General features: G+C 35.9%; 22 protein-coding genes. 7 read left to right on the plus strand and 15 right to left on the minus strand.

The genetic code is table 11. From position 1 onward, the window contains the following. Nucleotides 1-6: 6 nt before the first annotated feature. On the minus strand, nucleotides 7-579 hold the full coding sequence (gmk, locus tag BM383_RS15255) for a guanylate kinase (protein WP_093026012.1): 573 nt from the start codon (nucleotides 577-579) through the stop codon (nucleotides 7-9). 9 nt (nucleotides 580-588) lie between these two features. After that, nucleotides 589-1,446 carry a YicC/YloC family endoribonuclease gene (locus BM383_RS15260; RefSeq protein ID WP_093026013.1) on the minus strand — a complete coding sequence of 286 codons (858 nt, stop codon included), beginning with the start codon at nucleotides 1,444-1,446 and terminating at the stop codon, nucleotides 589-591. Between the two features lie 142 nt (nucleotides 1,447-1,588). Here BM383_RS15260 and BM383_RS15265 point away from each other — a divergent pair, with 142 nt between their 5' ends. Next, nucleotides 1,589-2,080 (plus strand): hypothetical protein, encoded by a 492-nt coding sequence (locus BM383_RS15265; RefSeq protein ID WP_093026014.1) that lies wholly within the window; start codon nucleotides 1,589-1,591, stop codon nucleotides 2,078-2,080. Between the two features lie 38 nt (nucleotides 2,081-2,118). On the opposite strand, the gene BM383_RS15270 is transcribed toward BM383_RS15265, so the two are convergent. Genes BM383_RS15270 through BM383_RS15290 form a run of 5 tightly spaced genes read right to left on the minus strand, consistent with a single transcriptional unit; the run spans nucleotide 2,119 to nucleotide 7,465 of the window. After that, a complete protein-coding gene (locus BM383_RS15270) occupies nucleotides 2,119-2,946 on the minus strand; it encodes a 3-keto-disaccharide hydrolase (RefSeq protein WP_218157949.1) in 828 nt (275 codons plus the stop codon). Then, nucleotides 2,943-4,010, minus strand: coding sequence for a sugar phosphate isomerase/epimerase family protein (locus tag BM383_RS15275; protein WP_093026015.1), 1,068 nt, complete (start codon nucleotides 4,008-4,010; stop codon nucleotides 2,943-2,945). Before BM383_RS15275 ends, BM383_RS15270 begins: the two co-directional genes overlap by 4 nt. 1 nt (nucleotide 4,011) lies before the next feature. Further along, a complete protein-coding gene (locus BM383_RS15280; RefSeq protein ID WP_093026016.1) occupies nucleotides 4,012-5,154 on the minus strand; it encodes a Gfo/Idh/MocA family protein in 1,143 nt (380 codons plus the stop codon). A 45-nt stretch (nucleotides 5,155-5,199) separates the two neighbouring features. Then, nucleotides 5,200-6,426 carry a nucleoside permease gene (locus BM383_RS15285; RefSeq protein ID WP_093026017.1) on the minus strand — a complete coding sequence of 409 codons (1,227 nt, stop codon included), beginning with the start codon at nucleotides 6,424-6,426 and terminating at the stop codon, nucleotides 5,200-5,202. 31 nt (nucleotides 6,427-6,457) lie between these two features. After that, nucleotides 6,458-7,465, minus strand: a complete 1,008-nt coding sequence (locus tag BM383_RS15290; RefSeq protein WP_093026018.1) for a sugar phosphate isomerase/epimerase family protein — start codon at nucleotides 7,463-7,465, stop codon at nucleotides 6,458-6,460. Between the two features lie 148 nt (nucleotides 7,466-7,613). Between BM383_RS15290 and BM383_RS15295 the strand changes: the two genes are divergently transcribed. Genes BM383_RS15295 through BM383_RS15305 form a run of 3 tightly spaced genes read left to right on the plus strand, consistent with a single transcriptional unit; the run spans nucleotide 7,614 to nucleotide 10,928 of the window. After that, a complete protein-coding gene (locus BM383_RS15295; protein ID WP_093026019.1) occupies nucleotides 7,614-9,326 on the plus strand; it encodes a GMC oxidoreductase in 1,713 nt (570 codons plus the stop codon). Nucleotides 9,327-9,340: 14 nt separating this feature from the next. Then, nucleotides 9,341-9,997, plus strand: a complete 657-nt coding sequence (locus BM383_RS15300) for a gluconate 2-dehydrogenase subunit 3 family protein (protein ID WP_093026020.1) — start codon at nucleotides 9,341-9,343, stop codon at nucleotides 9,995-9,997. Between the two features lies 1 nt (nucleotide 9,998). After that, nucleotides 9,999-10,928: a hydroxypyruvate isomerase family protein gene (locus BM383_RS15305; protein ID WP_093026021.1), complete on the plus strand. Its 930-nt coding sequence runs from the start codon at nucleotides 9,999-10,001 to the stop codon at nucleotides 10,926-10,928. Between the two features lie 16 nt (nucleotides 10,929-10,944). On the opposite strand, the gene BM383_RS15310 is transcribed toward BM383_RS15305, so the two are convergent. Together BM383_RS15310 and BM383_RS15315 are read right to left on the minus strand one after the other, a co-directional pair. Beyond that, nucleotides 10,945-11,421: a c-type cytochrome gene (locus tag BM383_RS15310; protein WP_093026022.1), complete on the minus strand. Its 477-nt coding sequence runs from the start codon at nucleotides 11,419-11,421 to the stop codon at nucleotides 10,945-10,947. Nucleotides 11,422-11,470: 49 nt separating this feature from the next. Next, on the minus strand, nucleotides 11,471-12,433 hold the full coding sequence (locus tag BM383_RS15315; RefSeq protein ID WP_093026023.1) for a YheT family hydrolase: 963 nt from the start codon (nucleotides 12,431-12,433) through the stop codon (nucleotides 11,471-11,473). Nucleotides 12,434-12,525: 92 nt separating this feature from the next. Between BM383_RS15315 and BM383_RS15320 the strand changes: the two genes are divergently transcribed. Then, entirely contained in the window at nucleotides 12,526-12,999 is a 474-nt protein-coding gene (locus BM383_RS15320; RefSeq protein WP_093026024.1) for an acyl-CoA thioesterase, read from the plus strand. 70 nt (nucleotides 13,000-13,069) lie between these two features. Here the strand turns inward: BM383_RS15320 and BM383_RS15325 are convergent, their stop codons facing one another. The 5 genes from BM383_RS15325 to BM383_RS15345 form a co-directional block, all read right to left on the minus strand. Continuing rightward, nucleotides 13,070-13,480 (minus strand): OsmC family peroxiredoxin, encoded by a 411-nt coding sequence (locus BM383_RS15325; protein WP_093026025.1) that lies wholly within the window; start codon nucleotides 13,478-13,480, stop codon nucleotides 13,070-13,072. A 97-nt stretch (nucleotides 13,481-13,577) separates the two neighbouring features. Further along, a complete protein-coding gene (locus BM383_RS15330; RefSeq protein ID WP_093026026.1) occupies nucleotides 13,578-13,820 on the minus strand; it encodes a hypothetical protein in 243 nt (80 codons plus the stop codon). Between the two features lie 9 nt (nucleotides 13,821-13,829). After that, nucleotides 13,830-14,282 carry a tetratricopeptide repeat protein gene (locus tag BM383_RS15335; protein WP_093026027.1) on the minus strand — a complete coding sequence of 151 codons (453 nt, stop codon included), beginning with the start codon at nucleotides 14,280-14,282 and terminating at the stop codon, nucleotides 13,830-13,832. A 12-nt stretch (nucleotides 14,283-14,294) separates the two neighbouring features. Next, on the minus strand, nucleotides 14,295-15,191 hold the full coding sequence (locus BM383_RS15340) for a DMT family transporter (protein ID WP_093026028.1): 897 nt from the start codon (nucleotides 15,189-15,191) through the stop codon (nucleotides 14,295-14,297). Beyond that, nucleotides 15,184-15,540, minus strand: coding sequence for an arsenate reductase family protein (locus BM383_RS15345; RefSeq protein ID WP_093026029.1), 357 nt, complete (start codon nucleotides 15,538-15,540; stop codon nucleotides 15,184-15,186). Before BM383_RS15345 ends, BM383_RS15340 begins: the two co-directional genes overlap by 8 nt. Nucleotides 15,541-15,680: 140 nt before the next feature. On the opposite strand from BM383_RS15345, the gene BM383_RS15350 reads away from it, so the two are divergent. Together BM383_RS15350 and BM383_RS15355 are read left to right on the plus strand one after the other, a co-directional pair. Next, nucleotides 15,681-18,245: a T9SS type B sorting domain-containing protein gene (locus BM383_RS15350; protein WP_093026030.1), complete on the plus strand. Its 2,565-nt coding sequence runs from the start codon at nucleotides 15,681-15,683 to the stop codon at nucleotides 18,243-18,245. A 78-nt stretch (nucleotides 18,246-18,323) separates the two neighbouring features. Continuing rightward, the gene (locus BM383_RS15355; protein ID WP_093026031.1) at nucleotides 18,324-18,788 is read left to right on the plus strand and encodes a DinB family protein; all 465 of its coding nucleotides are present in this window, start codon (nucleotides 18,324-18,326) and stop codon (nucleotides 18,786-18,788) included. Here BM383_RS15355 and BM383_RS15360 read toward each other — a convergent pair. After that, nucleotides 18,775-19,536, minus strand: a complete 762-nt coding sequence (locus BM383_RS15360) for a DUF3298 and DUF4163 domain-containing protein (RefSeq protein ID WP_093026032.1) — start codon at nucleotides 19,534-19,536, stop codon at nucleotides 18,775-18,777. The genes BM383_RS15355 and BM383_RS15360 overlap by 14 nt on opposite strands. Nucleotides 19,537-19,614: the final 78 nt, after the last annotated feature.

Consider the following 19,614-nt stretch of genomic DNA (forward strand, 5'->3'; position numbering starts at 1 on the left):
AAATCTTTAGGATTTGATAAAACCAGCAACCAATTCTTCTGCTTCATTCAAAGCCGTCTGTAAGTCGTAGTTTTTAATAATGGTGTCAAATTGTGGTGCGGTTGCCAATTCTACAGATGCTTTAGCAATACGCATGTTTATTTTGTCTTCGCTCTCCGTTTTGCGTTGTTTTAAGCGTATTTTAAGTTCGTCTATGCTTGGTGGTTTTACAAAAACAGCTAGTGTTTGTTCAGGGAATTTTTTCTTGATACGTAATCCGCCTGCAACGTCGATATCAAAAATTACGTGTTTGCCCAAAGCCCAAATACGCTCAACTTCCTTTTTTAAAGTTCCGTAGAAATTATCACGATATACCTCTTCCCACTCTAAAAAATCTTCATTTTTAATGTGTTGTTTGAAATCGTGAAGCGATAAAAAGTAATAATCTTTTCCATCAACTTCTTCACCACGTGGTGCTCTGGAAGTACATGAAATAGAAAACTCTAAATTCAATTCTTCCTTGCTTAATAGATGTCTTACAATGGTGGTTTTTCCACTACCCGACGGTGCCGAAAACACAATTAATTTTCCCTGTTTCACTTGTGTAACTTATAAAACGTTTAGTACTTGTTCTTTGATTTTTTCGAGCTCGTCTTTCATCTGAACTACCAATTTTTGCATAGGTGCAAAATTACTTTTAGAACCCATGGTATTGATTTCTCTACCAATTTCTTGGCAAATGAATCCTAATTTTCTACCGTTGGAGTCTGGAGTGTTTAGCGTAGTTACAAAATACTCCAAATGATTAGCAAGACGTACTTTCTCTTCGGTAATATCGTATTTTTCTAGATAGAAAATCAGTTCTTGTTCAAAACGATCTTCGTCTACTTTTTCTTTAATTTCTGAAACTGCTTTTTCTAATTTTTCACGAATTTGAACAGTGCGTTCCGGATCTATTTGTTTTACTTCAGCTAAAAGATTCGAAATATTTTCAATACGTAATTCAAAATCATTTTTAAGAGCAGCACCTTCTTCGCGGCGGTATTCCATTAACGCTTCAATAGCTAAATCCAATGCATTTTCAATAGCAGTAAATTCGCTTTCGTCAATTTCTTCACGCTCCGTTTTCAATGCGTCTGGCATACGAACAGCCATTTTTAACAGCTCTGTTTCGTCACCGTCAACTACATTTTTTAGTTGATTGATGTATTGTTTTACAATAGCTTCGTTTACTTGTGTAGAGGTTTCTTCACCTGTAATTTCAACATATAGACCAAAGTCTACTTTTCCACGGTTTAGCGCTTTTGCAATGGTATTACGCATGCTTAATTCTTTTTCACGGTAAAGAGAAGGAATACGTGCATTAAGGTCTAAACTTTTACTGTTAAGCGATTTAAGCTCTACAGTTATTTTTTTGGTAGGAAGCTGAATTACTTGCTTCCCAAATCCTGTCATCGATTGAATCATATGAACTTGTATAAGTGCGGCAAAGGTAACAAAATATGAATAGAATGCTGAATTCTAAAAGGTTTTCAAGAATTGTAAGTAAAAAGGATATTTGGAATGCAATTTGGGTTGTTCCTAAGTATGCCTTTTTAAAAATTACTTGATGAAAAGTATCTACTTAGTTTTATTTTCTACTTGGATCATTTCTTGTTCGGCTCCAATTAATAAGGAAGAGCAAGAGTTTACGCAAGGCGAAAAAGCTGTTGTATTGCTATTAAGCAAAAAAATTACTCAAAAATTAAAAGTTTGGAAACCTTCAAGTGAAGATCTTGAAATTGTGAAAGAAGTATTAGCGAACGCTGTAATTGATGGTGAATTTGACTTTCTGAAAGAGCCTAAATTAGAGAGTATTTTTAATTACTATTACCGCCAATATATTCCTTTTATTGATGAGGATGGAGATAGAATGATTGAAGTGAATGCATTTTGTGATTCAATTTACAAGGAAGAATTAAAAAGAAATCCTGATAGAGAACCACTGAATTGGAAAGAACACTACGTTATGTTTTTAGATGGAGGGTCATGCTTTTGGAATATTATTATCAATATAGATAAAAAGACATATGCGAATATGCAAGTTAATGGACAGGCTTAAAACAGAAACCTCCTGAATTTTCAGGAGGTTTTTTGTTTCTATAATTCTCTAACCCAAATGTTTTTAAAACTGATTGGTTTACTTGGGTCACCATGTGATTGTAATTTGATGGGGCTCTTGCCATGTGCTTTTCGGTACGCAGGATTCCCAATATATTGTGTAGGACCTTTTAACTCATAATGATTTTGTACTACCACACCATTAAATAATGCAGTAACATAAGCCGGAGATTTTAAAGATCCGTCTTCGTTAAATTCAGGAGCTGTCCAAATAACATCATAGGTTTGCCATTCTCCTGGTTTGTTAATTGGATTGGCTAACGGAACTGCTTGCTTATAAATAGAACCAGCTTGACCATTTGTATAGGTGTCATTCTCGTAAGAATCTAAGATTTGCAATTCGTATCCTTCATCACCAGGGCCAATAGAAGCTAAAAACAATCCGCTGTTACCGCGTACTTGGCCTTCACCATCTATATCTGCAGGGATTTTCCATTCTATATGCAATTGATAGCTGCCAAACTTTTCTTTGGTTTGAATGTTTCCTTTGGATTTATCCACGGTTAAGACTCCGTCTGCAACCGTCCAACCGGCAGGTTCTCCAGCATTGTCAACAGATTCCCAAGCATCTAAGTTATTTCCATCAAAAAGAACAGTAGCATCGCTAGGAGCTTTGTTTGCTGTAGTTTTAACTGTTGGCGGAACCGGTTCGTAAACTTCGGTTTCTTCGGGTTTTGTGGGTTCTGGCTTTTCGGCTTCCATTTGTTGTGGAGCTGTTTCTTCTTCTGTAGTTACTTCTTTTTCAACTTTTACATCGCACGAAAAGAGAAATAAAGAAGCAGCAGCAAGCGTATATATTTTTTTCATTTGTTTGTGATTTGTATTCCTAAAATATTTTTCAGTTTTTCTTTGTCAACAGCTGCTCCGGCAAAATCATCAAAGGCTTTTTCAGTAGCTTCAATAATGTGTTTTTTAATAAAAGGAGCGCCTTCGCGAGCACCTTGCTCTGGACTTTTAATGCAACATTCCCATTCCATCACAGCCCAAACATCACAACCGTATTGTGTAAGTTTAGAGAAAATTGTTTTGAAATCTATTTGTCCGTCACCCAAAGAGCGATACCTTCCTGCACGGTCTTTCCAATCGTTATAACCACCAAAGGCACCTTTTTTTCCGGTAGGATTAAATTCTGAATCCTTTACATGAAATGCTTTGATAAATTCATGATAATGATCTATGTATGAAATATAATCCAACTGTTGCAATACAAAATGAGAAGGATCGTATAGAATATTGACCCGTTTATGATTTCCGGTAGCTTCCAGAAAACGTTCAAATGTATCGCCGTCATGCAAATCTTCTCCGGGATGAATTTCATAACAAACATCCACACCTTGTTCATCAAAATGATTTAAAATTGGCAACCAACGCTTGGCTAATTCTTCAAAGCCCATTTCCACTAAACCAGCCGGGCGTTGTGGCCAAGGATGCATGGTATGCCAAAGTAATGATCCGGAAAATGTAGCATGAGCATTGAGACCTAAATGTTTACTGGCAGTAGCTGCTTTTTTAACTTGGTCTATAGCCCATTCTGTTCTTCCATTTGGATTGTTTTTTAAATGATCGGGCGCAAAATTATCGAACATGGTGTCGTAAGCCGGATGCACGGCTACCAATTGCCCTTGAAGATGTGTAGAAAGTTCTGTGATTTCTAGTCCGTAGGAATTTATTTTTCCTTTCAACTCGTCACAATATGTTTTGCTTTCTGCTGCTTTATCAAGGTCGATTAAAAAATCTACATTGGTAGGAATTTGAATTCCTTTGTATCCAAGATCTGCCGCCCATTTACAAATGCTGTCTAGCGAATTGAATGGTGGTTTATCGTCTATGAACTGCGCTAAAAATATGCCTGGTCCTTGTATTGTTTTCATATTATTCGTTATCAATAGCTACCCAAATATTTCCGTTAGAATGTGATTCCATTGCACTTTCAATAAAATTCATACCGCGAACACCATCTGTTAGTGTTGGGAATTCCCCTGAATCGTACGGTTCACCTTTAATGGCTTTTGCTACGCCGAGATAAATATTTCCCATGGCGTCAAAAATTCCTTCGGGATGTCCGGGAGGTAGTTTTACACTGTTAAGAGAAAGTTCGCTGTTGTAAGCATGCCCTGGTTTTAGTACTTGTAAAGGTTTGTCTTCTTCCATCAAATACAAAAAGTTAGGATCTTCTTGTTCCCACTTCATTCCGGCTTTATCGCCGTAAATTTTAATGGACAATCCGTTTTCTTCTCCGGTTGCCACTTGGCTAGAACGCAAAACTCCTTTTACATTTTTACTGAAACGAAGTAGCACAGTACCATCAATATCCATAGGGTTATCATCGTACAAATAATTCAAATCGGACAACACTTTATCAACTTTGAGTCCGGTTGTGAACTCGATCATATTAAATGCATGTACACCAATATCTGCCAAACAAGAGCTTTTTCCTGATTTCTCTGGATCTAAATGCCATGTAGTTTTTCTTTTTTCTACATCGTGAATGATAGGATTGATCCATCCTTGGTAATATTGAACGTCTACTTTTTGAATGGTTCCTAATCGACCACTTTCTACTAATTTTCGCATTTCACGAACCATTGGATATCCCGTGTAGGTATGCGTAACTGCGAAAACTAAATGTTTGCCTTCTATGGCTTTTTTAAGAATTTTAGCTTCTTGGTAGGTTGTGGTCAATGGTTTTTCGCAAATCACATGGAAGTTATTATCCAGTAATTTTTTTACCATATCAAAATGCAAAAAATTTGGAGTAACTACCGAAACTACGTCCATACGTTCTGTTTCCGGCAATGCCATTTCCTTTGCAATTAAATCGTCAATATTTTTATAAATTCTATCTGTAGGCAAGCCATTGTTTTTTGCGAATTCTAGACTTGACTCATATTTTGAATGGAAGGCACCACCAACAATTTCGTAATGTTCATACATGTATGCAGCCACACGATGTAGAACTCCAATAAGCGAATTGCCACCGCCTCCCAATATTCCTAATTTTAGTTTTTTTCTCATGAATTTATTTTAATTGAGGATGCTCTAAAATATAAAACTTCTTACTTATGAGGTGTATTCTACCTTTTCATTCTTAAAGAAAAGGGCAAATAATATCATTACCGCAAAGGCGAAAATGGCAGGATACATCCATATTTTTTCCCATAAATGTGTGTTGTCTGGTCTTGTAAGCTCATCCGTTATTTTTCCAGCTACGAAGAATCCTATCAACATTCCAACGCCATAAGTTGCTAGAGTGATTAACCCTTGAGCGGCACTTTTGAATTTATCACCCGCTTTAGAATCGGTGTAAATTTGACCGGAAACAAAGAAGAAATCATAACAAATTCCGTGAAGTGCTATTCCTAATAAAAGCATGAACGACAATTCACCGGCATCGCCATAGGCAAATAATAAGTAACGAACTGTCCACGCTAGCATACCAGCCATTAATGTTTTTTTGAAACCGAATTTGGTAAAGAACACGGGAAGTAGTAGCATGAACAAAACTTCAGATCCTTGTCCAATGGCCATTTTTGCTGTTGGTTTTCCCATCCCTATTTCAGATAAAAATGGATTTGCATTTTGATAGTAAAACGCTAGCGGAATACAAATAAGAATGGAGGAAAGGAAAAAGAATAAGAAGTTGCGATTTTTTAAAAGTGAAATGGCATCTAATCCTAAAATATCTGATATAGTAATCTTTTCGTCTTTAGAAACTTTTGGTGGTGTTTTTGGAAGTGTAAAACTAAAAATTCCAAGTATTGCAGATGCAATGGCTACCATTAAAAAGGTGTTTTTTAGCATTCCACCTTCCACAGCGTTTTGAGCATCCCAACCAATAAAGCTGATGAGTAATCCGGCGATAATCCATCCGACGGTACCAAAAACTCTAATGTATGAGAATTGCTTGGAAGGATCTGTCATTTGGTTGAATGATATAGAATTTACCAGAGCTAGCGTTGGCATATAAGCAATCATATATGCTAAAACGTATGGGTAAAATCCATCGAAATTGGTGCTGGTGTACATCATATACATTAAACCAGCGCCTATGAGATGTAGAATTCCTAATATTTTTTCAGCATTGATAAATCGGTCTGCAATAAGACCAATAATAAAAGGAGCAATAATAGCTCCCCAGGATTGGGTGGAGAAAGCCATGGCACTTTGTGCACCTGTAGCTTGTAAATTGTTGGCCAGATAGGTACCAAGGGTAACAAACCAGCCGCCCCAAATGAAGAATTCCAAGAACATCATAAGGGAAAGTTGCGTAAATATTTTAGATTTCATTTGTTGTTTGTGTTTGGATAGTTGTCAACTATTAAGATACTTCTTTGGCAGATTTTAATAAAAGATTTTTTGTAGCAATTAAACCTTCTTCTTCACTTAATCGGTCTCCTTCATATTCTACACCTATATATCCGTTATAGCCGTGATCTTTTACTATTTGCAAAAGTTGGGTATAGTCCATAATAGTTTCGTTTCCTGCATCATCAAAGTCATAAGTTTTAGCGCTTACAGCTTTTGCAAATGGCATTAATTCTTTCACACCTTTATAGCGGTCATATTCTTCCACACATGGTGCTCCCCAACGTTCGTTATTTTCTCTTTTCAGACAGAAATTTCCAAAATCTGGTAGAGTTCCGCAATTGTCCATGTTTACTCCTTTCATAACATCGGTTAACAATTGTGCATCGGAAGATAGATATCCGTGGTTTTCCACAAGTACATTTATTTTATGACCTTTTGCATATTCTGATAATTTGGAAAGCGCATCAATTGAATTGTTTTTCCATTCTTCGCGGTCTTCGGCTCCAAAGAGATTTACACGAATAGAATGACAACCAAGTGCAGCAGCAGCATCTACCCATTTATGATGATTTTCAACCCCAGTATTTCTATCTTTTTTATTGTTAGAAGCTAAATCTCCTTCACCATCAACCATAATGATGAGATTGTTCATATTGTTGGCATCACTTCTTTTCAATAATTCTTTTACCAGATTATCTAGTGCCATCATGGAGTTGGTATTCTTTTCGAGTTCTTTGGCATATAAATGATTTACATATTCTAAACCTTCAAATCCCCAATTGTGAGCTTTTTCAGCAAAATCCAACGGATTCATTCCCTGTTCCATAATCATTCTGTGAATAGACCATTGTGCAAGGGAAAGTTTAAAAAATGGTTCTTTTGGCTTTTCTTCATCTGCATTATCGGTTGGCGTGGTAACTTCTTTTTTGGGCTTCATATCTACACATGATGCAATTCCTAAAAGAGTAAAAGCAAGCCCCGCCTGAGCTGAATTTCTAATGAACTTTCTTCTTTTCATGATGTTGTAAGTGTTAAAAACACATTTTAAAAATGTTAATAGAAAACGTTGTATTTATTATTTATTTAATATTTTCACGTTATAAATGTAGAAAATTAATTTATATTTAAATAATATTATCAATTAAACAAACAAATAATTACAAATCATGTTCTATTACAACCCTCCTCAAGAATCCTATGATGCAATTGTCGTAGGTACGGGAATAAGCGGTGGTTGGGCCGCCAAAGAACTGTGTGAAAAAGGGCTTAAAACTCTAGTTTTAGAAAGAGGCCGAATGATAAAGCACATTGAAGATTATACTACTGCACACATGGATCCGTGGGATTTTCCAAATGGAGGAAAGCCAACGCGTGAAGAAGTGAAAAGGCAAGAAAAGCAAAACCGTACAGGTTATACCGTAAGTAAAGAGCACAATCACTTTTTTGTAGATGATATAGATCACCCTTATAATGAAACCAAACGATTTGACTGGATTAGAGGTTATCATGTAGGAGGACGTTCATTGATGTGGGGAAGACAAAGTTACCGCTTAGGAGATTTGGACTTTGAAGCTAATGCAAAGGAAGGAATTGGAGTAGATTGGCCCATAAGATATAAAGATCTAAAACCGTGGTATGATTATGTAGAACAACATATTGGTGTTAGTGGAGAAAATCATGGTTTACGATCTATTCCTGATGGTATTTTTCTAAAACCGATGGAATTGAATTGTGTGGAAAATCATTTAAAAGATAAAATTGCCGATAATTATTCCGATGGGAGAATGCTAACCATTGGTAGAACAGCTCACTTAACGGAAGGTAACAAGCCTGGTGCCGGTCGTTCTAATTGTCAGTATCGAAATCGTTGTATGAGAGGTTGTCCGTTCGGAGGATATTTCAGTAGTCAATCTTCTACATTACCAATGGCAGAGGCGACTGGTAATATGACATTACGTCCAAACTCTGTAGTATATGAAGTAATGTATGATGCAGATAGCAAACGCGCAACAGGTGTAAAAGTTATTGATGCAGAAACAAAAGAAACTTACGAGTTTAAGGCAAAAGTGATTTTCTTATGCGCTTCCGCAGTAGCTTCTGCAAGTATATTAATGCAATCAAAATCAGATCGATTTCCTAACGGAATGGGTAATGATAGTGGCGAATTAGGTCACAATATTATGGATCACCATTTCAAAGCCGGAGCTTTTGGTACTTATGATGGTTATGCAGATAAATACTATACCGGAAGAAGACCAAATGGACTGTACATTCCACGTTTCCGTAATATGGGAGGCGATACCGATATGCCAGATTTTGTTCGTGGATACGGTTATCAAGGAAGTGCAAGTAGAACAGACTGGACAGAGTCTATACGTGAACTTGGTTATGGTAAAGAGTTGAAAGAACAAATTATGAAACCAGGTATGTGGAATATCGGTTTGATGGGATTCGGAGAAACTTTACCAGATCATGACAATAAAATGATTCTTAATTATGATAAAAAGGATCAATGGGGATTACCAACCATAACATTTGATGCAGAGTTCAAACAAAACGAGAAAAACATGCGAAAAGACATGGTAACTCAAGCCATGGAAATGTTAGACAAAGCAGGATTCAAAGACATTAAACCTTGGGATGATATAGGAGCTCCAGGACTTGGTATTCATGAAATGGGAATGGCGCGTATGGGTAGAGATCCTAAAACATCGGTGCTTAATGGAAATAACCAAGTACACGGTGTACCAAACGTTTATGTAACCGATGGTGCTGCAATGACCTCTTCGGCTTGTCAAAATCCGTCGTTAACCTATATGGCGTTAACTGCTAGAGCAGCAAATCACGCAGTGGAAGAACTTAAGAAAATGAATATTTAATTCTGTTTGAAATTATGCAAAGAAGAGACGCTTTACGAAATATAGGATTGTCGCTTGGTTATATTGCCGCGACACCAACCATTATAAGTTTGTTGAATAGTTGTACCGAGGAGAAAGAGCCAGACTGGATGCCGGCTTCTTTTTCGAAGGCAGATGGGGAGTTGTTTGCTAAAACACTCGAAATAATTCTACCGGAGACTGATACGCCTGGAGCACGAACTTTAGATATCCCTCAGTTTTTAGATCAGTTTGTTGCAGAAGCCATGCCCGAAAAGCAAGCCATGCTCTATACCGAAGGATTTAATGCTTACAAAAACAAGGTGATGGAAGTTACCGGTTTGGATGCGGAAGAATTGCATAAAGCAAAAACCACAGATTTAGAGCCTATCATCGCAGAGACGCTGAAAAAATCAAAAGACGAAGAAGTAGAAATTTATAAAGTCATTAGTACCTATCAAAAATCAATTGAAGATGGTACCGATGCAAAACTAGCCGAAGGCACTGCTCTTTATGCATTTATGAACGATACTAGAAGTTTGGCTATTTGGGCTTTCAAAGCAAATGAATATATAGGTGAGCAAGTGTTAGCATATGAGTCTATTCCTGGAAGACAAGCAGGTTGTGTAGATCTTCAAGAAACTACAGGCGGCAAAGCTTGGTCATTATCGTAATATGAAAAGGAGAGATTTTATTCAGAAGACAGCACTTTCGGGTTCATTGGTTGGACTAGGAAGTGCTTCTTTATTTGCAAATCAGAAGACTTCGGAAGAAAATAAATTTGAAAAAGGCGAATTTCAACTAAATTATGCACCGCATTTTGGTATGTTTGAAAGTGTGGCTGGAAAAGATTTAGTAGATCAGTTAAACTTTATGGCAGATAAAGGTTTCACGGCATTTGAAGATAATGATATGCGTAACCGACCCGTAACTGAGCAGGAAGCCATTGCAAAAACCATGATGAAGAGAGATATGAAAATGGGTGTTTTTGTAGCGCATACGATTTCTTGGAGTAAACCCGATTTGGTGTTAGGTGATACCACTATTGATGCAAATTTTTTGACAGAAATTAAAGATTCTATTGAAGTTGCGAAACGAGTAAACGCCAAATGGATGACCGTAGTTTTAGGTCCTACAGAACATCGGATGGATATTGGATATCAAAATGCCAATGTTATTTCTGTATTGAAAAGAGCTTGTAAATTGTTAGAACCTCATGGAATCATCATGGTGTTAGAGCCGTTGAATTTTTACAACCATCCCGGATTATTTTTAGCCAAAAGTGCCCATGCTTATGAAATTTGCAAAGCTGTGAATTCTCCTTCTTGCAAGATCTTATTTGATATTTACCATCAACAAATTACCGAAGGAAATTTAATACCCAATATAGAAGCTTGTTGGGATGAAATTGCATATTTTCAAATAGGTGATAATCCAGGAAGAAATGAACCTACTACGGGAGAAATCAATTATAAAAATGTATTTAAACACATTCACCAAAAAGGCTATACTGGTATTTTAGGTATGGAACATGGGAATTCCGTAAAAGGAAAAGAAGGTGCTCAAAAAGTAATTGAAGCTTACAAAGAAGTAGATAGTTTTTAAACAAAAAAAGAACCCTTTAAAGGGTTCTTAAATATTCTGCTAATGCTCTAGCTTGTTCTTCGCTTAAACCTTGATCGGTCATTATAGCATTGTTGTTTGCTTTTTGTAATGCTTTGGCAATAGTATCTTCTTTCAGCATTTTCATAGGATCCAACATCATGTTCATAACCCATTCTGGGCTTCTTCTATCATAAATTCCTTTTAAAGCCGGACCAATTAATTTTTTATCAGCCATATGGCAAATGGTACATTTTTGGTTGTACAGAGTTTCTCCCTCTTTTGCTAAAGTTTCATCCACTTCTGAATCGAATTTTAAACTTGTAATAGGTCCTACACCTTTGTTGTTCATGTCTACAGGCACTTCAACCGTTTCTTTTTTCTCTTGGGTAGGAGCCGTTGTTCGTTTAATTTCAAACTTTTCCTTTTTTTCTTCCTTACCGCCACAACTTGCTATTGCAACTGCCATTGCAGCAAGCATTATAAGTTTTTTCATGTTTTTGAATATATAAGAGTTTGTGTGTTATAAATATAATGAAATCGAATTATTTAAGTTGATTTTTTATGAAATTAATACTTCTTTTTTCGGTATAACTCATGTTTTCACTGTCTATAAAACCTACATGTCCACCATAATTGGGCATTTCTAAATATAAATTAGGGTTTTGTTCAGCTTCTTGGAGCGGATAACATTCTTTGGAAAGAAAAGAATCATTTTTCGCGTTGATGATCAACGTAGGAATTTCAATATTTTTGAGATGTGGTAAAGAGCTCGCTTTTTCGTAGTAATCCAATCCGTTTTTAAAATTGTGAGCTCGTGAGGTATAAATATCGTCAAAGTCTTTCAAAGTTTTTACTGCTGCAATATCTGCTTTCGAAAGTTTGTCTGGGTGTGCTTGCTGTTTAAATTTCAGCTTTTTTAAAAGATCAATTCTGAACTTTTCATGATACAATTTGTTATTCATTTTATGTAACTGCAGCATAGAACCATATAAATAACAAGGAACCGAAATGGCAATGCCCGCTTTTACTTCGGAAGGGATATTTTCTGTATTTCCTAAATATTTTAATACCACATTTGCACCCAAACTAAATCCTTTCAGAATAATGGTTTGATATTTTTTCAGTTTTAAAATATGAGCAATTACCAACGCCAGATCATCTGTTTTTCCAGAATGATAGGAGGAAAACAATTTATTATCTTCACCGCTACAACTGCGAAAGTTCATGGCGCAGGCATCATATCCATTTTCGTTAAAAATTTTTGCAGCACCTTTTATGTACGGCCTATTGGCATTGCCTTCCAATCCGTGTAAAACTAGCAGAAGTTTATCTGTTTTTTTTTCTGTATAACTCCAATCCAAATCTAGAAAATCACCATCGTCTAAGTGTATTCGTTCTCTTTCTTGTTCAAGTTGAACCTTTCTAAAAACGCTTGCATAAATGGTTGCAAAATGTCCGTTTCTAAAAAGTAACGACGGTTTATATGTTGAGGTAAGTAAAGGCATTTCCCAAATTTTAAAACAAAGATAAAAGGCGTTTTGAAAAAGTCTTGTATTTTTACATTTATTATGCATGCATAACATAAATTGAAAAAGAAATGTATTTTAAAGAGTTTGAAATTCGATGGAGCGATACCGATGCCAATCGCCATTTAGGAAATAGCAGTTATATCAACTACATGAGCCATACGCGTATGAGCTTTTTGATGGAGAATGGCTTTACTCAAAAAGAGTTGGCCAAATACAACATTGGTCCTGTGGTTTTCTATGAACACATGTATTATTTCAAAGAAGTGTTTGCTGGTAAACCTGTAAAGGTTTCTTGCGAAGTTGCTGGTGTGAGCGAAGATGGAAAATTCTTTGAATTTCACCATAATTTTTATGATGCAGACGGAAAGAATTTTGCACACTGTGAAATGATGGGTGCTTGGATAGATTTAAAAACCAGAAAATTAATTGCTTTGCCAGACGAGTTGCAAGAACTTTTAGGTGAACAATATAGAAGTAAAGATTTTAGAATTCTTACGAAGGAAGATACTCGCAAGTTTGGTAAAACGCCAAAGGATTTATAAGACAAAACGGGCTGTACATCTCAAATGCACAGCCCGTTTCAATTGATAAACAACTAACCAACCTATATTTTTAGTTTAAAGTATAATCTACTTTAATTTCTGTATCTAATAATTTAGACATTGGACAATTTTTTTCGGCGTGACGCACCAATTCTTCAAATTTTTCCTCTGTTACACCGTCTACTTCCGCTTTCAATTTTATGAAAGATTGTGTTACGGTTCCATCTTCTAACGTAATGGTGCACTCAGATTCTAGTGTTTTAGGAACTAGATTTTCTTCCGAAAGATTTGCAGACAATTGCATTGTAAAACAACCGGCGTGTGCCGCCGCAACTAATTCTTCTGGATTTGTTCCTTTTCCGTGTTCAAAACGTGAATTGTAAGAATATTGTGTTTTATCTAAAATTGTACTTTGCGTAGTTAAATGTCCGTTTCCTTCTTTTATAGTGCCGTTCCAAACAGCAGTTGCATTTCTTTTCATAGTTTTATCTTTTTCTTTTCATCTAAATTAGAAAGATACTTATGGAAATGCCGTTAAAGGAATCTCAAAATACTCGTAAAGTTTCTAAATAGTAGACTTAAAACTTTAGAGGTAAACTCATTCTTCTATAAAGATCAACGGGTTTGTTTTGGTAATAAGCGGGAGTTAGGATTGCAGTAGAATTGATAATTTTAATGATTTTATCTTGCTGTGCAGGACTGAGTTCTCCTTTAAATTCTTCAACCAGAAAAACATCTTCTTTTCCAAATTTGAAAATTACTTTGATAGTCCCGTTTATAGATTTTAAACTCTTTTCTTTTTTTAAAGCTATTCTTATCATTTTTAAAAACTAAGGGTTTAATTCCATAGGAGGAAATCTACCATCAAAATTTTCTGGTATGAGCATTAATGGGAGCAATTCATTTTCTAATTGGAAAGTTGGAACTGTATCAACATCGCCGCTATACATTACATTTCTATAGGCAATAGCTCCACAATATTGCTTGATAATTGGCCTAGCATCATCTGCGCCCAGGTAGTAAGCGTTGTTGAATTGTATACATGCTTCTGTTTTATGATCAAGACTTAGTTCACAAGCCGCTAAATTAAATGTAGCATCAATGTTGGAACTATCTTTTTCAAGAACATTGAGATAATATTCTCTGGCCTTTTTAAAATTACTTTCAGCATAGAATGTATTCCCTTTCTGTAATAAACTATCTATAGAGGTTTCTTTGTTTTGCCCAAAAGTTATCGAAGCATTGAAGCAAAAGAAGCATAGTAGGATATAGGTTTTGAACATAGAATTTCTTATTTAAGCGATCTTCTCTTTTGGCTTTTTAGTAACTAAATATACTCCGAGAAACACTAATAAACCACCTGCAATTTTAGAAGGAGAAAGTGTGCCATAACCCGTAGAAATGGCATAGATTATAGCGATTAATGGTTGTAAGTAAATAAAAGAACTAATCGTTGATGCAGCCAGCGTTTTTAAAGCGTAAACATTCAGTAAATAGGTCATAAACGTTGTGCCTATAACTACAAAAGCAATTTTCCACCAACCTTCAAAAGGCATAGTACTCCAGGAAATTTCTGAAAATTCACCATACGTAATAGGAAGGTTTACTATAAAAGCCATGAGGAAAAGCCATTTCATAAGCGTAATAGTACTATACTTGGCCGTAAGTGGCTTTACCAAAATTAGATAAATGCCAAATACACAAGCATTCAATATAAATAAAAGGTTTCCTAAAAATATATTGGGTGCATCACTGCGTGTTTCATTTCCTATGAGAATAAGTACAAGAGCTCCAGCAAATCCAATGAAAATACCTGTGCCCTTGCGTAGCGTTAATTTTTCACCAATCAATATAGCTGAAAGAACTAAAACCAAAATAGGAGTAATGGTAGAGAGGATAGAGCTGTAAATTGGAGTAGAAAGACTTAACCCTTTGAAAAAAGAAAGCATATTAATACTCATACCACACATGGCCGTGACAAACATCCTAGGAATATCTTTTTTCATTATTTTTTCCTTCGGAACAAAAAAGCTTGCTAACCAAAATAATAGCATAGCTCCGGTAACTCTCAGAAAGATAAATCCAAAAGGTTTTACAAAGGCTGGCATCACACCTTTTGCTATGGTGTGGTTTAAACCATAGATAACTGCAGCACCTATGGCTGCCAATATGGCTAGCGTACGCTTATCCATGAAGCGCTTTTTTGGCTTCTTCTACTGTTTTTTTACTGTTGCCTACAAATGCTACATCATCAAGTAAAAGTACAGGGCGTTTCAAAAAAGTGTAGTGATCCAGTATAAGATTTTTAATGTCTACTTCGCTTAAGGTTTGCTCTTTTAAATTGCGATGTTTATAGAGTTGAGAACGCTTGTTGAATAAAGCTTCATAAGACCCTGTTAAGGACTGCAAAGCTTCTAATTCTGTTTGATTGATAGGTTCTTTTTTTATATCCTGTAGCGTGAGTGTTTCAGGCAAAGGCTGCCATTCTTTTAAAATACGTTTACAAGTATCACAAGTGCTTAGGTAGTAGATCTTTTGCATGGGATTATTTTAGGCTGTAAAGATGATTTTTTAGTACCGAAAACACAATTGCGAAATGTTAAAAAAATCTTAGAATATTTCAAAAAGCTTTGATAGCCATAAAGTTCCCATTACCTTCGAAGTGTTAAAATTATGATAAAATGAAAAGTATTGTTCTTGCATGCAGCATCATGCTTTTAAGTATGTGTACTGTAGTTGCGCAGGAATGTAACGGAAGCTTTGGTGACCCTGTTTTTGATGAAACTTTTGGTAATAATGCCGCAACAGGGAGTGATTTTGCCGGAGCGCTCCCTTCAGGAACTACCAACTATACCTACGCCACTACCGACACTCAAGATGGCTATTACACCATTACTACCAATCCTAATTTAGCACTTAGCAGCCTTTTTAGTACTACTGATCATACCGATGATGAAGAAGGTGAAGGGTATATGTTAGTTGTAAATGCCGATGAAAATAGTACCGGTGAATTTTATAGGACTTCTGTTACAGGGTTGTGTAATTCATTGGTCTATCAATTTTCAGCATACTTTTTAAATGCATTACCATTGAACGGTGCTTGTAGTGATCCGGTTCCCTGTAATATAAAGTTTGTTATCGAAGATGAAGATGGAAATGAGTTGGGTAGTGTAGAAACTGGGGATATTGATTCTATAAATTCAATTAATTGGGTGAATTATTCGTTTGAGTTTGTAATGCCTGACGGAGATGATAGTGTTTCTGTAGTTTTGATAAACAATGCTTTAGGAGGTTGTGGTAATGATTTGGCAATAGACGATATTACCTTTAGAGCATGTGGTAGTCTAGCAACTGTATCAACTGATTATGAAGATTTTGATGCTGGTATTTGTCCAAACGAAACAGTAACGTTTACAGCGGATATAGATGAAAGTGCGTATACAAATCCTGCATATCAATGGCAAATAAGTACCGATGGCGGAGATACTTGGACAGATATTTCGGGAGAAACAAGTACATCGGTTACCATAACAGGCTTTTCAGAAAATGAATTGGTAAGATATTTAGTTTATGAAGCAGAAAATATAGATAGTCCTAACTGCCAAATTGCTTCTGAGGCTATGGAAGTGGTTATTTATGAAACTCCAGCCAATGAGCCCAGTGATTTGGAGGCCTGCGATCAAGAACAAAATGGAACAGCAGTGTTTGATCTTACTTCTGTAGAAACAGTACTTTTGGGAGGAGCAAATGCTGAAGACTTTACGATTAGTTATCATACTTCAGAATCCAATGCAGAAAACAATACAGCCGCTATTTCAACACCAGAAGCTTATGAAAATACTTCCGTTGGCGAAACAATCTACGTAAGAGTTTATAATATAGAAAAGGGGTGTTCAAATGTTACCTCGTTTCAGCTATTATTGAATGATTTACCAGAAGTAAACTCACCTGTAACCTTGCATCAGTGTGATGATGATACCGATGGTATTTCAGAGTTTAATTTGGAAGAAGCATTAGGTTTTATAACTGATGAAGACTTGGAGTTTACTTTTTATAAGACAGAAGCTGCGGCCTGGAGTGAAGATAGTGCTTTGGATATTCCAAATCCGACCTCTTTTGGAAATTATACCTACAACACGGTGTATGTTACTGCCAAAAATGAACTAGGCTGTTTTGCAGTGGCTGAGATTCAGCTTGTAGTTTCGGTATCGCAAATACCTGATAGTTATACCGCAACATTGGAAGTTTGTGATTCAGATGCTGATGGCGATGCAGATAACGGAGTTGAAACGTTCAATTTAAATTCGGTTACAAATGATATTTTGGCGTTATTTTCAGATTCAGAAAGTTTAGAAGTTACTTATTATACGAGTGAAGCAGACGCCTTGGCGGAGATGAATGAAGTAGGACCCAGTTTCACAAATACAGATTCACCTTATGAAGAATGGCTTTACGTGCGTATAGATAATGCTACCGATAATTCATGTTTTGGATTGAAAAAATGTGTACAATTGCTAGTAAATTCTTTACCAGTATTTGAGGTTACCACTCCACAACAAATTTGCCTAAATGATGTGCCCAAAACACTTAGTGTAGAGAATGCTCAAGGAAATTATTCCTATACATGGTATGATCCTAGCGGAGCTATAATTAGTACTTCAAGTACTGCGCAAGCCACCGAAGCCGGGAATTTTACGATAGTAGCCTCTACTAGTACTTCCGATAACGCCTGTGAGCAAGAAGCTACTATTACCTTGACAGCTTCCAATGTTCCAGAGACTGTGGAAATTTCTATTGAAGACGGACATAGAAATAATACAATTACCGTAAATGTGACGGGTATAGGAAATTATGAATACAGTATAGATGGTGAGAACTACCAGGTTTCTCCTGTGTTTGATGATCTTGATGGAGGTTCTTATACTGTTTACATACGTGATAAAAATGGATGTGGTGTGGTGACTGATGAGGTATGTATTATTGCATTTCCGCCATACTTTACTCCCAATGGTGATGGCATAAATGATGTTTGGATGCCTCAGAATGCTAATTCAGATTGTGGCCAAGATGCTGTTATTTATATTTTTGATAGATATGGTCAACTATTATCTCAAATTACCACAGGAGAAGGTTGGGATGGTACATATAAAGGAGAAACATTACCGGCAACAGATTACTGGTTTAAAGTGGCATTGCCAAATAGAAATAATGAAAGTTTTACAGGGCATTTCGCTATGAAGAGATGATAATTCTCATATGAATTTGAAGAGATTGATGATATACTGAATCGAGAATATTTGTACTTTTAGAGAAAAGTTTAAAACATGGATTGGACATTTAAATGTACAGAGAATACACGTATTTTATTCAAAGAAATATTAGATGAATTATCTGTTGACGAAATTAATAAAATTCCGGAAGGGTTTAACAATAATATCTTTTGGAATATAGCCCATGCAATGGTAACACAACAGGTTCTAGCCTATAAATTGAGTGGGTTAGAAATACCTATAGGACCAGATTGGGTAGCCGATTATGCAAAAGGAACCAAGCCCACAGTTGCTGTAAATGAAGAAGAAATAGAGGTGCTAAAAGAACTACTATTTTCTACGTTAGAACAAGTAAAAACTGATTACAAATCAGGGAAATTTAAAGAGTTTACTACCTATACTGTGAGTACCAACAATAGTACACTCACCTCTATAGAGGAAGCTTTAGCATTTAGCAACTACCACGAAGGTATGCACTTTGGCTACGTATTGGCTCAAAAGAGAGCTATAAAATCGTAAGGTTATCTTTTACCTTTTCTAACGGAATAGAAATTTCAATGGGACCTTCAGAATATGGAGCTACCTCATACGGATTATAAAAAAGAACCAAATTTTTATCTGTAATACCAATATTATTTGGTAGCACAAACTTGTCATTTTCAAACCAATATCCGGCATTGCTCAAATTTGTAGTGTCGGATATTTTTTCTTTCTGTCTAAAAAGTTTTTCAGCTTGCTGCGTAAATTTTGAAACATCTTTGAACAGCTCAGAGTTTTCTAAGAGTTTTCCGGTTTTGGGATCAATATTCAAATAATTAATGGCAGTGTAACCATGTGCACCACCTGTGTACATATAACTGTCTAATTTAATTGATAGTAATTTTTCTGATTGATGATGTACTTGTCCTTTTATATGTGCTTCATAACCTGCTTTGGAATCTGGGAAATCTTTGCGTAATTGTTCAAACTCCTCATTAAACTGATCAATAGCTTTGTTAACAGATAAATTTTCAGTGTCTTCCTCAGGTGATGAATTGATAATAGCTACAACTCTATGTTCAATAACTGCATTTATCTTCTCCGAAGGTACTTTTTCTGAGGTGATTTTTGGATAAGATATCGAAATTTCCGGGCAGTTGATCCCATCACAATCGGCATTGCTTTCTATCCTCACATCTTTGACCATTGCCTTTTCGGTTTCTTTTTCGTCAGTGGCACAACTTGAAATAATAGCGCTTAAACCAATTGCAAGAAGTATTTTTTTCATAATCTATAATTGTCAGTGTCCTTCAAATATAATGGGGATTATTGACATGAACTTTTTCTTTCGTTATTTTTAGTTTGA

The sequence above is a fragment of the Pustulibacterium marinum genome, from assembly GCF_900116665.1.
Lineage (GTDB): Bacteria > Bacteroidota > Bacteroidia > Flavobacteriales > Flavobacteriaceae > Pustulibacterium > Pustulibacterium marinum.

Coding starts and splice junctions, on each gene's coding strand:
- BM383_RS15355 (WP_093026031.1), top strand. CDS start 18,324: ATGGATTGGACATTTAAATGTACAGAGAATACACGTATTTTATTCAAA.
- BM383_RS15310 (WP_093026022.1), bottom strand. CDS start 11,421: ATGAAAAAACTTATAATGCTTGCTGCAATGGCAGTTGCAATAGCAAGT.
- BM383_RS15320 (WP_093026024.1), top strand. CDS start 12,526: ATGTATTTTAAAGAGTTTGAAATTCGATGGAGCGATACCGATGCCAAT.
- BM383_RS15285 (WP_093026017.1), bottom strand. CDS start 6,426: ATGAAATCTAAAATATTTACGCAACTTTCCCTTATGATGTTCTTGGAA.
- BM383_RS15325 (WP_093026025.1), bottom strand. CDS start 13,480: ATGAAAAGAAATGCAACTGCTGTTTGGAACGGCACTATAAAAGAAGGA.
- BM383_RS15305 (WP_093026021.1), top strand. CDS start 9,999: ATGAAAAGGAGAGATTTTATTCAGAAGACAGCACTTTCGGGTTCATTG.
- BM383_RS15315 (WP_093026023.1), bottom strand. CDS start 12,433: ATGCCTTTACTTACCTCAACATATAAACCGTCGTTACTTTTTAGAAAC.
- BM383_RS15275 (WP_093026015.1), bottom strand. CDS start 4,010: ATGAAAACAATACAAGGACCAGGCATATTTTTAGCGCAGTTCATAGAC.
- BM383_RS15290 (WP_093026018.1), bottom strand. CDS start 7,465: ATGAAAAGAAGAAAGTTCATTAGAAATTCAGCTCAGGCGGGGCTTGCT.
- BM383_RS15300 (WP_093026020.1), top strand. CDS start 9,341: ATGCAAAGAAGAGACGCTTTACGAAATATAGGATTGTCGCTTGGTTAT.
- BM383_RS15295 (WP_093026019.1), top strand. CDS start 7,614: ATGTTCTATTACAACCCTCCTCAAGAATCCTATGATGCAATTGTCGTA.
- BM383_RS15350 (WP_093026030.1), top strand. CDS start 15,681: ATGAAAAGTATTGTTCTTGCATGCAGCATCATGCTTTTAAGTATGTGT.
- BM383_RS15360 (WP_093026032.1), bottom strand. CDS start 19,536: ATGAAAAAAATACTTCTTGCAATTGGTTTAAGCGCTATTATTTCAAGT.
- BM383_RS15265 (WP_093026014.1), top strand. CDS start 1,589: ATGAAAAGTATCTACTTAGTTTTATTTTCTACTTGGATCATTTCTTGT.
- BM383_RS15260 (WP_093026013.1), bottom strand. CDS start 1,446: ATGATTCAATCGATGACAGGATTTGGGAAGCAAGTAATTCAGCTTCCT.
- BM383_RS15335 (WP_093026027.1), bottom strand. CDS start 14,282: ATGTTCAAAACCTATATCCTACTATGCTTCTTTTGCTTCAATGCTTCG.
- BM383_RS15280 (WP_093026016.1), bottom strand. CDS start 5,154: ATGAGAAAAAAACTAAAATTAGGAATATTGGGAGGCGGTGGCAATTCG.
- BM383_RS15340 (WP_093026028.1), bottom strand. CDS start 15,191: ATGGATAAGCGTACGCTAGCCATATTGGCAGCCATAGGTGCTGCAGTT.
- BM383_RS15270 (WP_218157949.1), bottom strand. CDS start 2,946: ATGAAAAAAATATATACGCTTGCTGCTGCTTCTTTATTTCTCTTTTCG.
- BM383_RS15345 (WP_093026029.1), bottom strand. CDS start 15,540: ATGCAAAAGATCTACTACCTAAGCACTTGTGATACTTGTAAACGTATT.
- BM383_RS15330 (WP_093026026.1), bottom strand. CDS start 13,820: ATGATAAGAATAGCTTTAAAAAAAGAAAAGAGTTTAAAATCTATAAAC.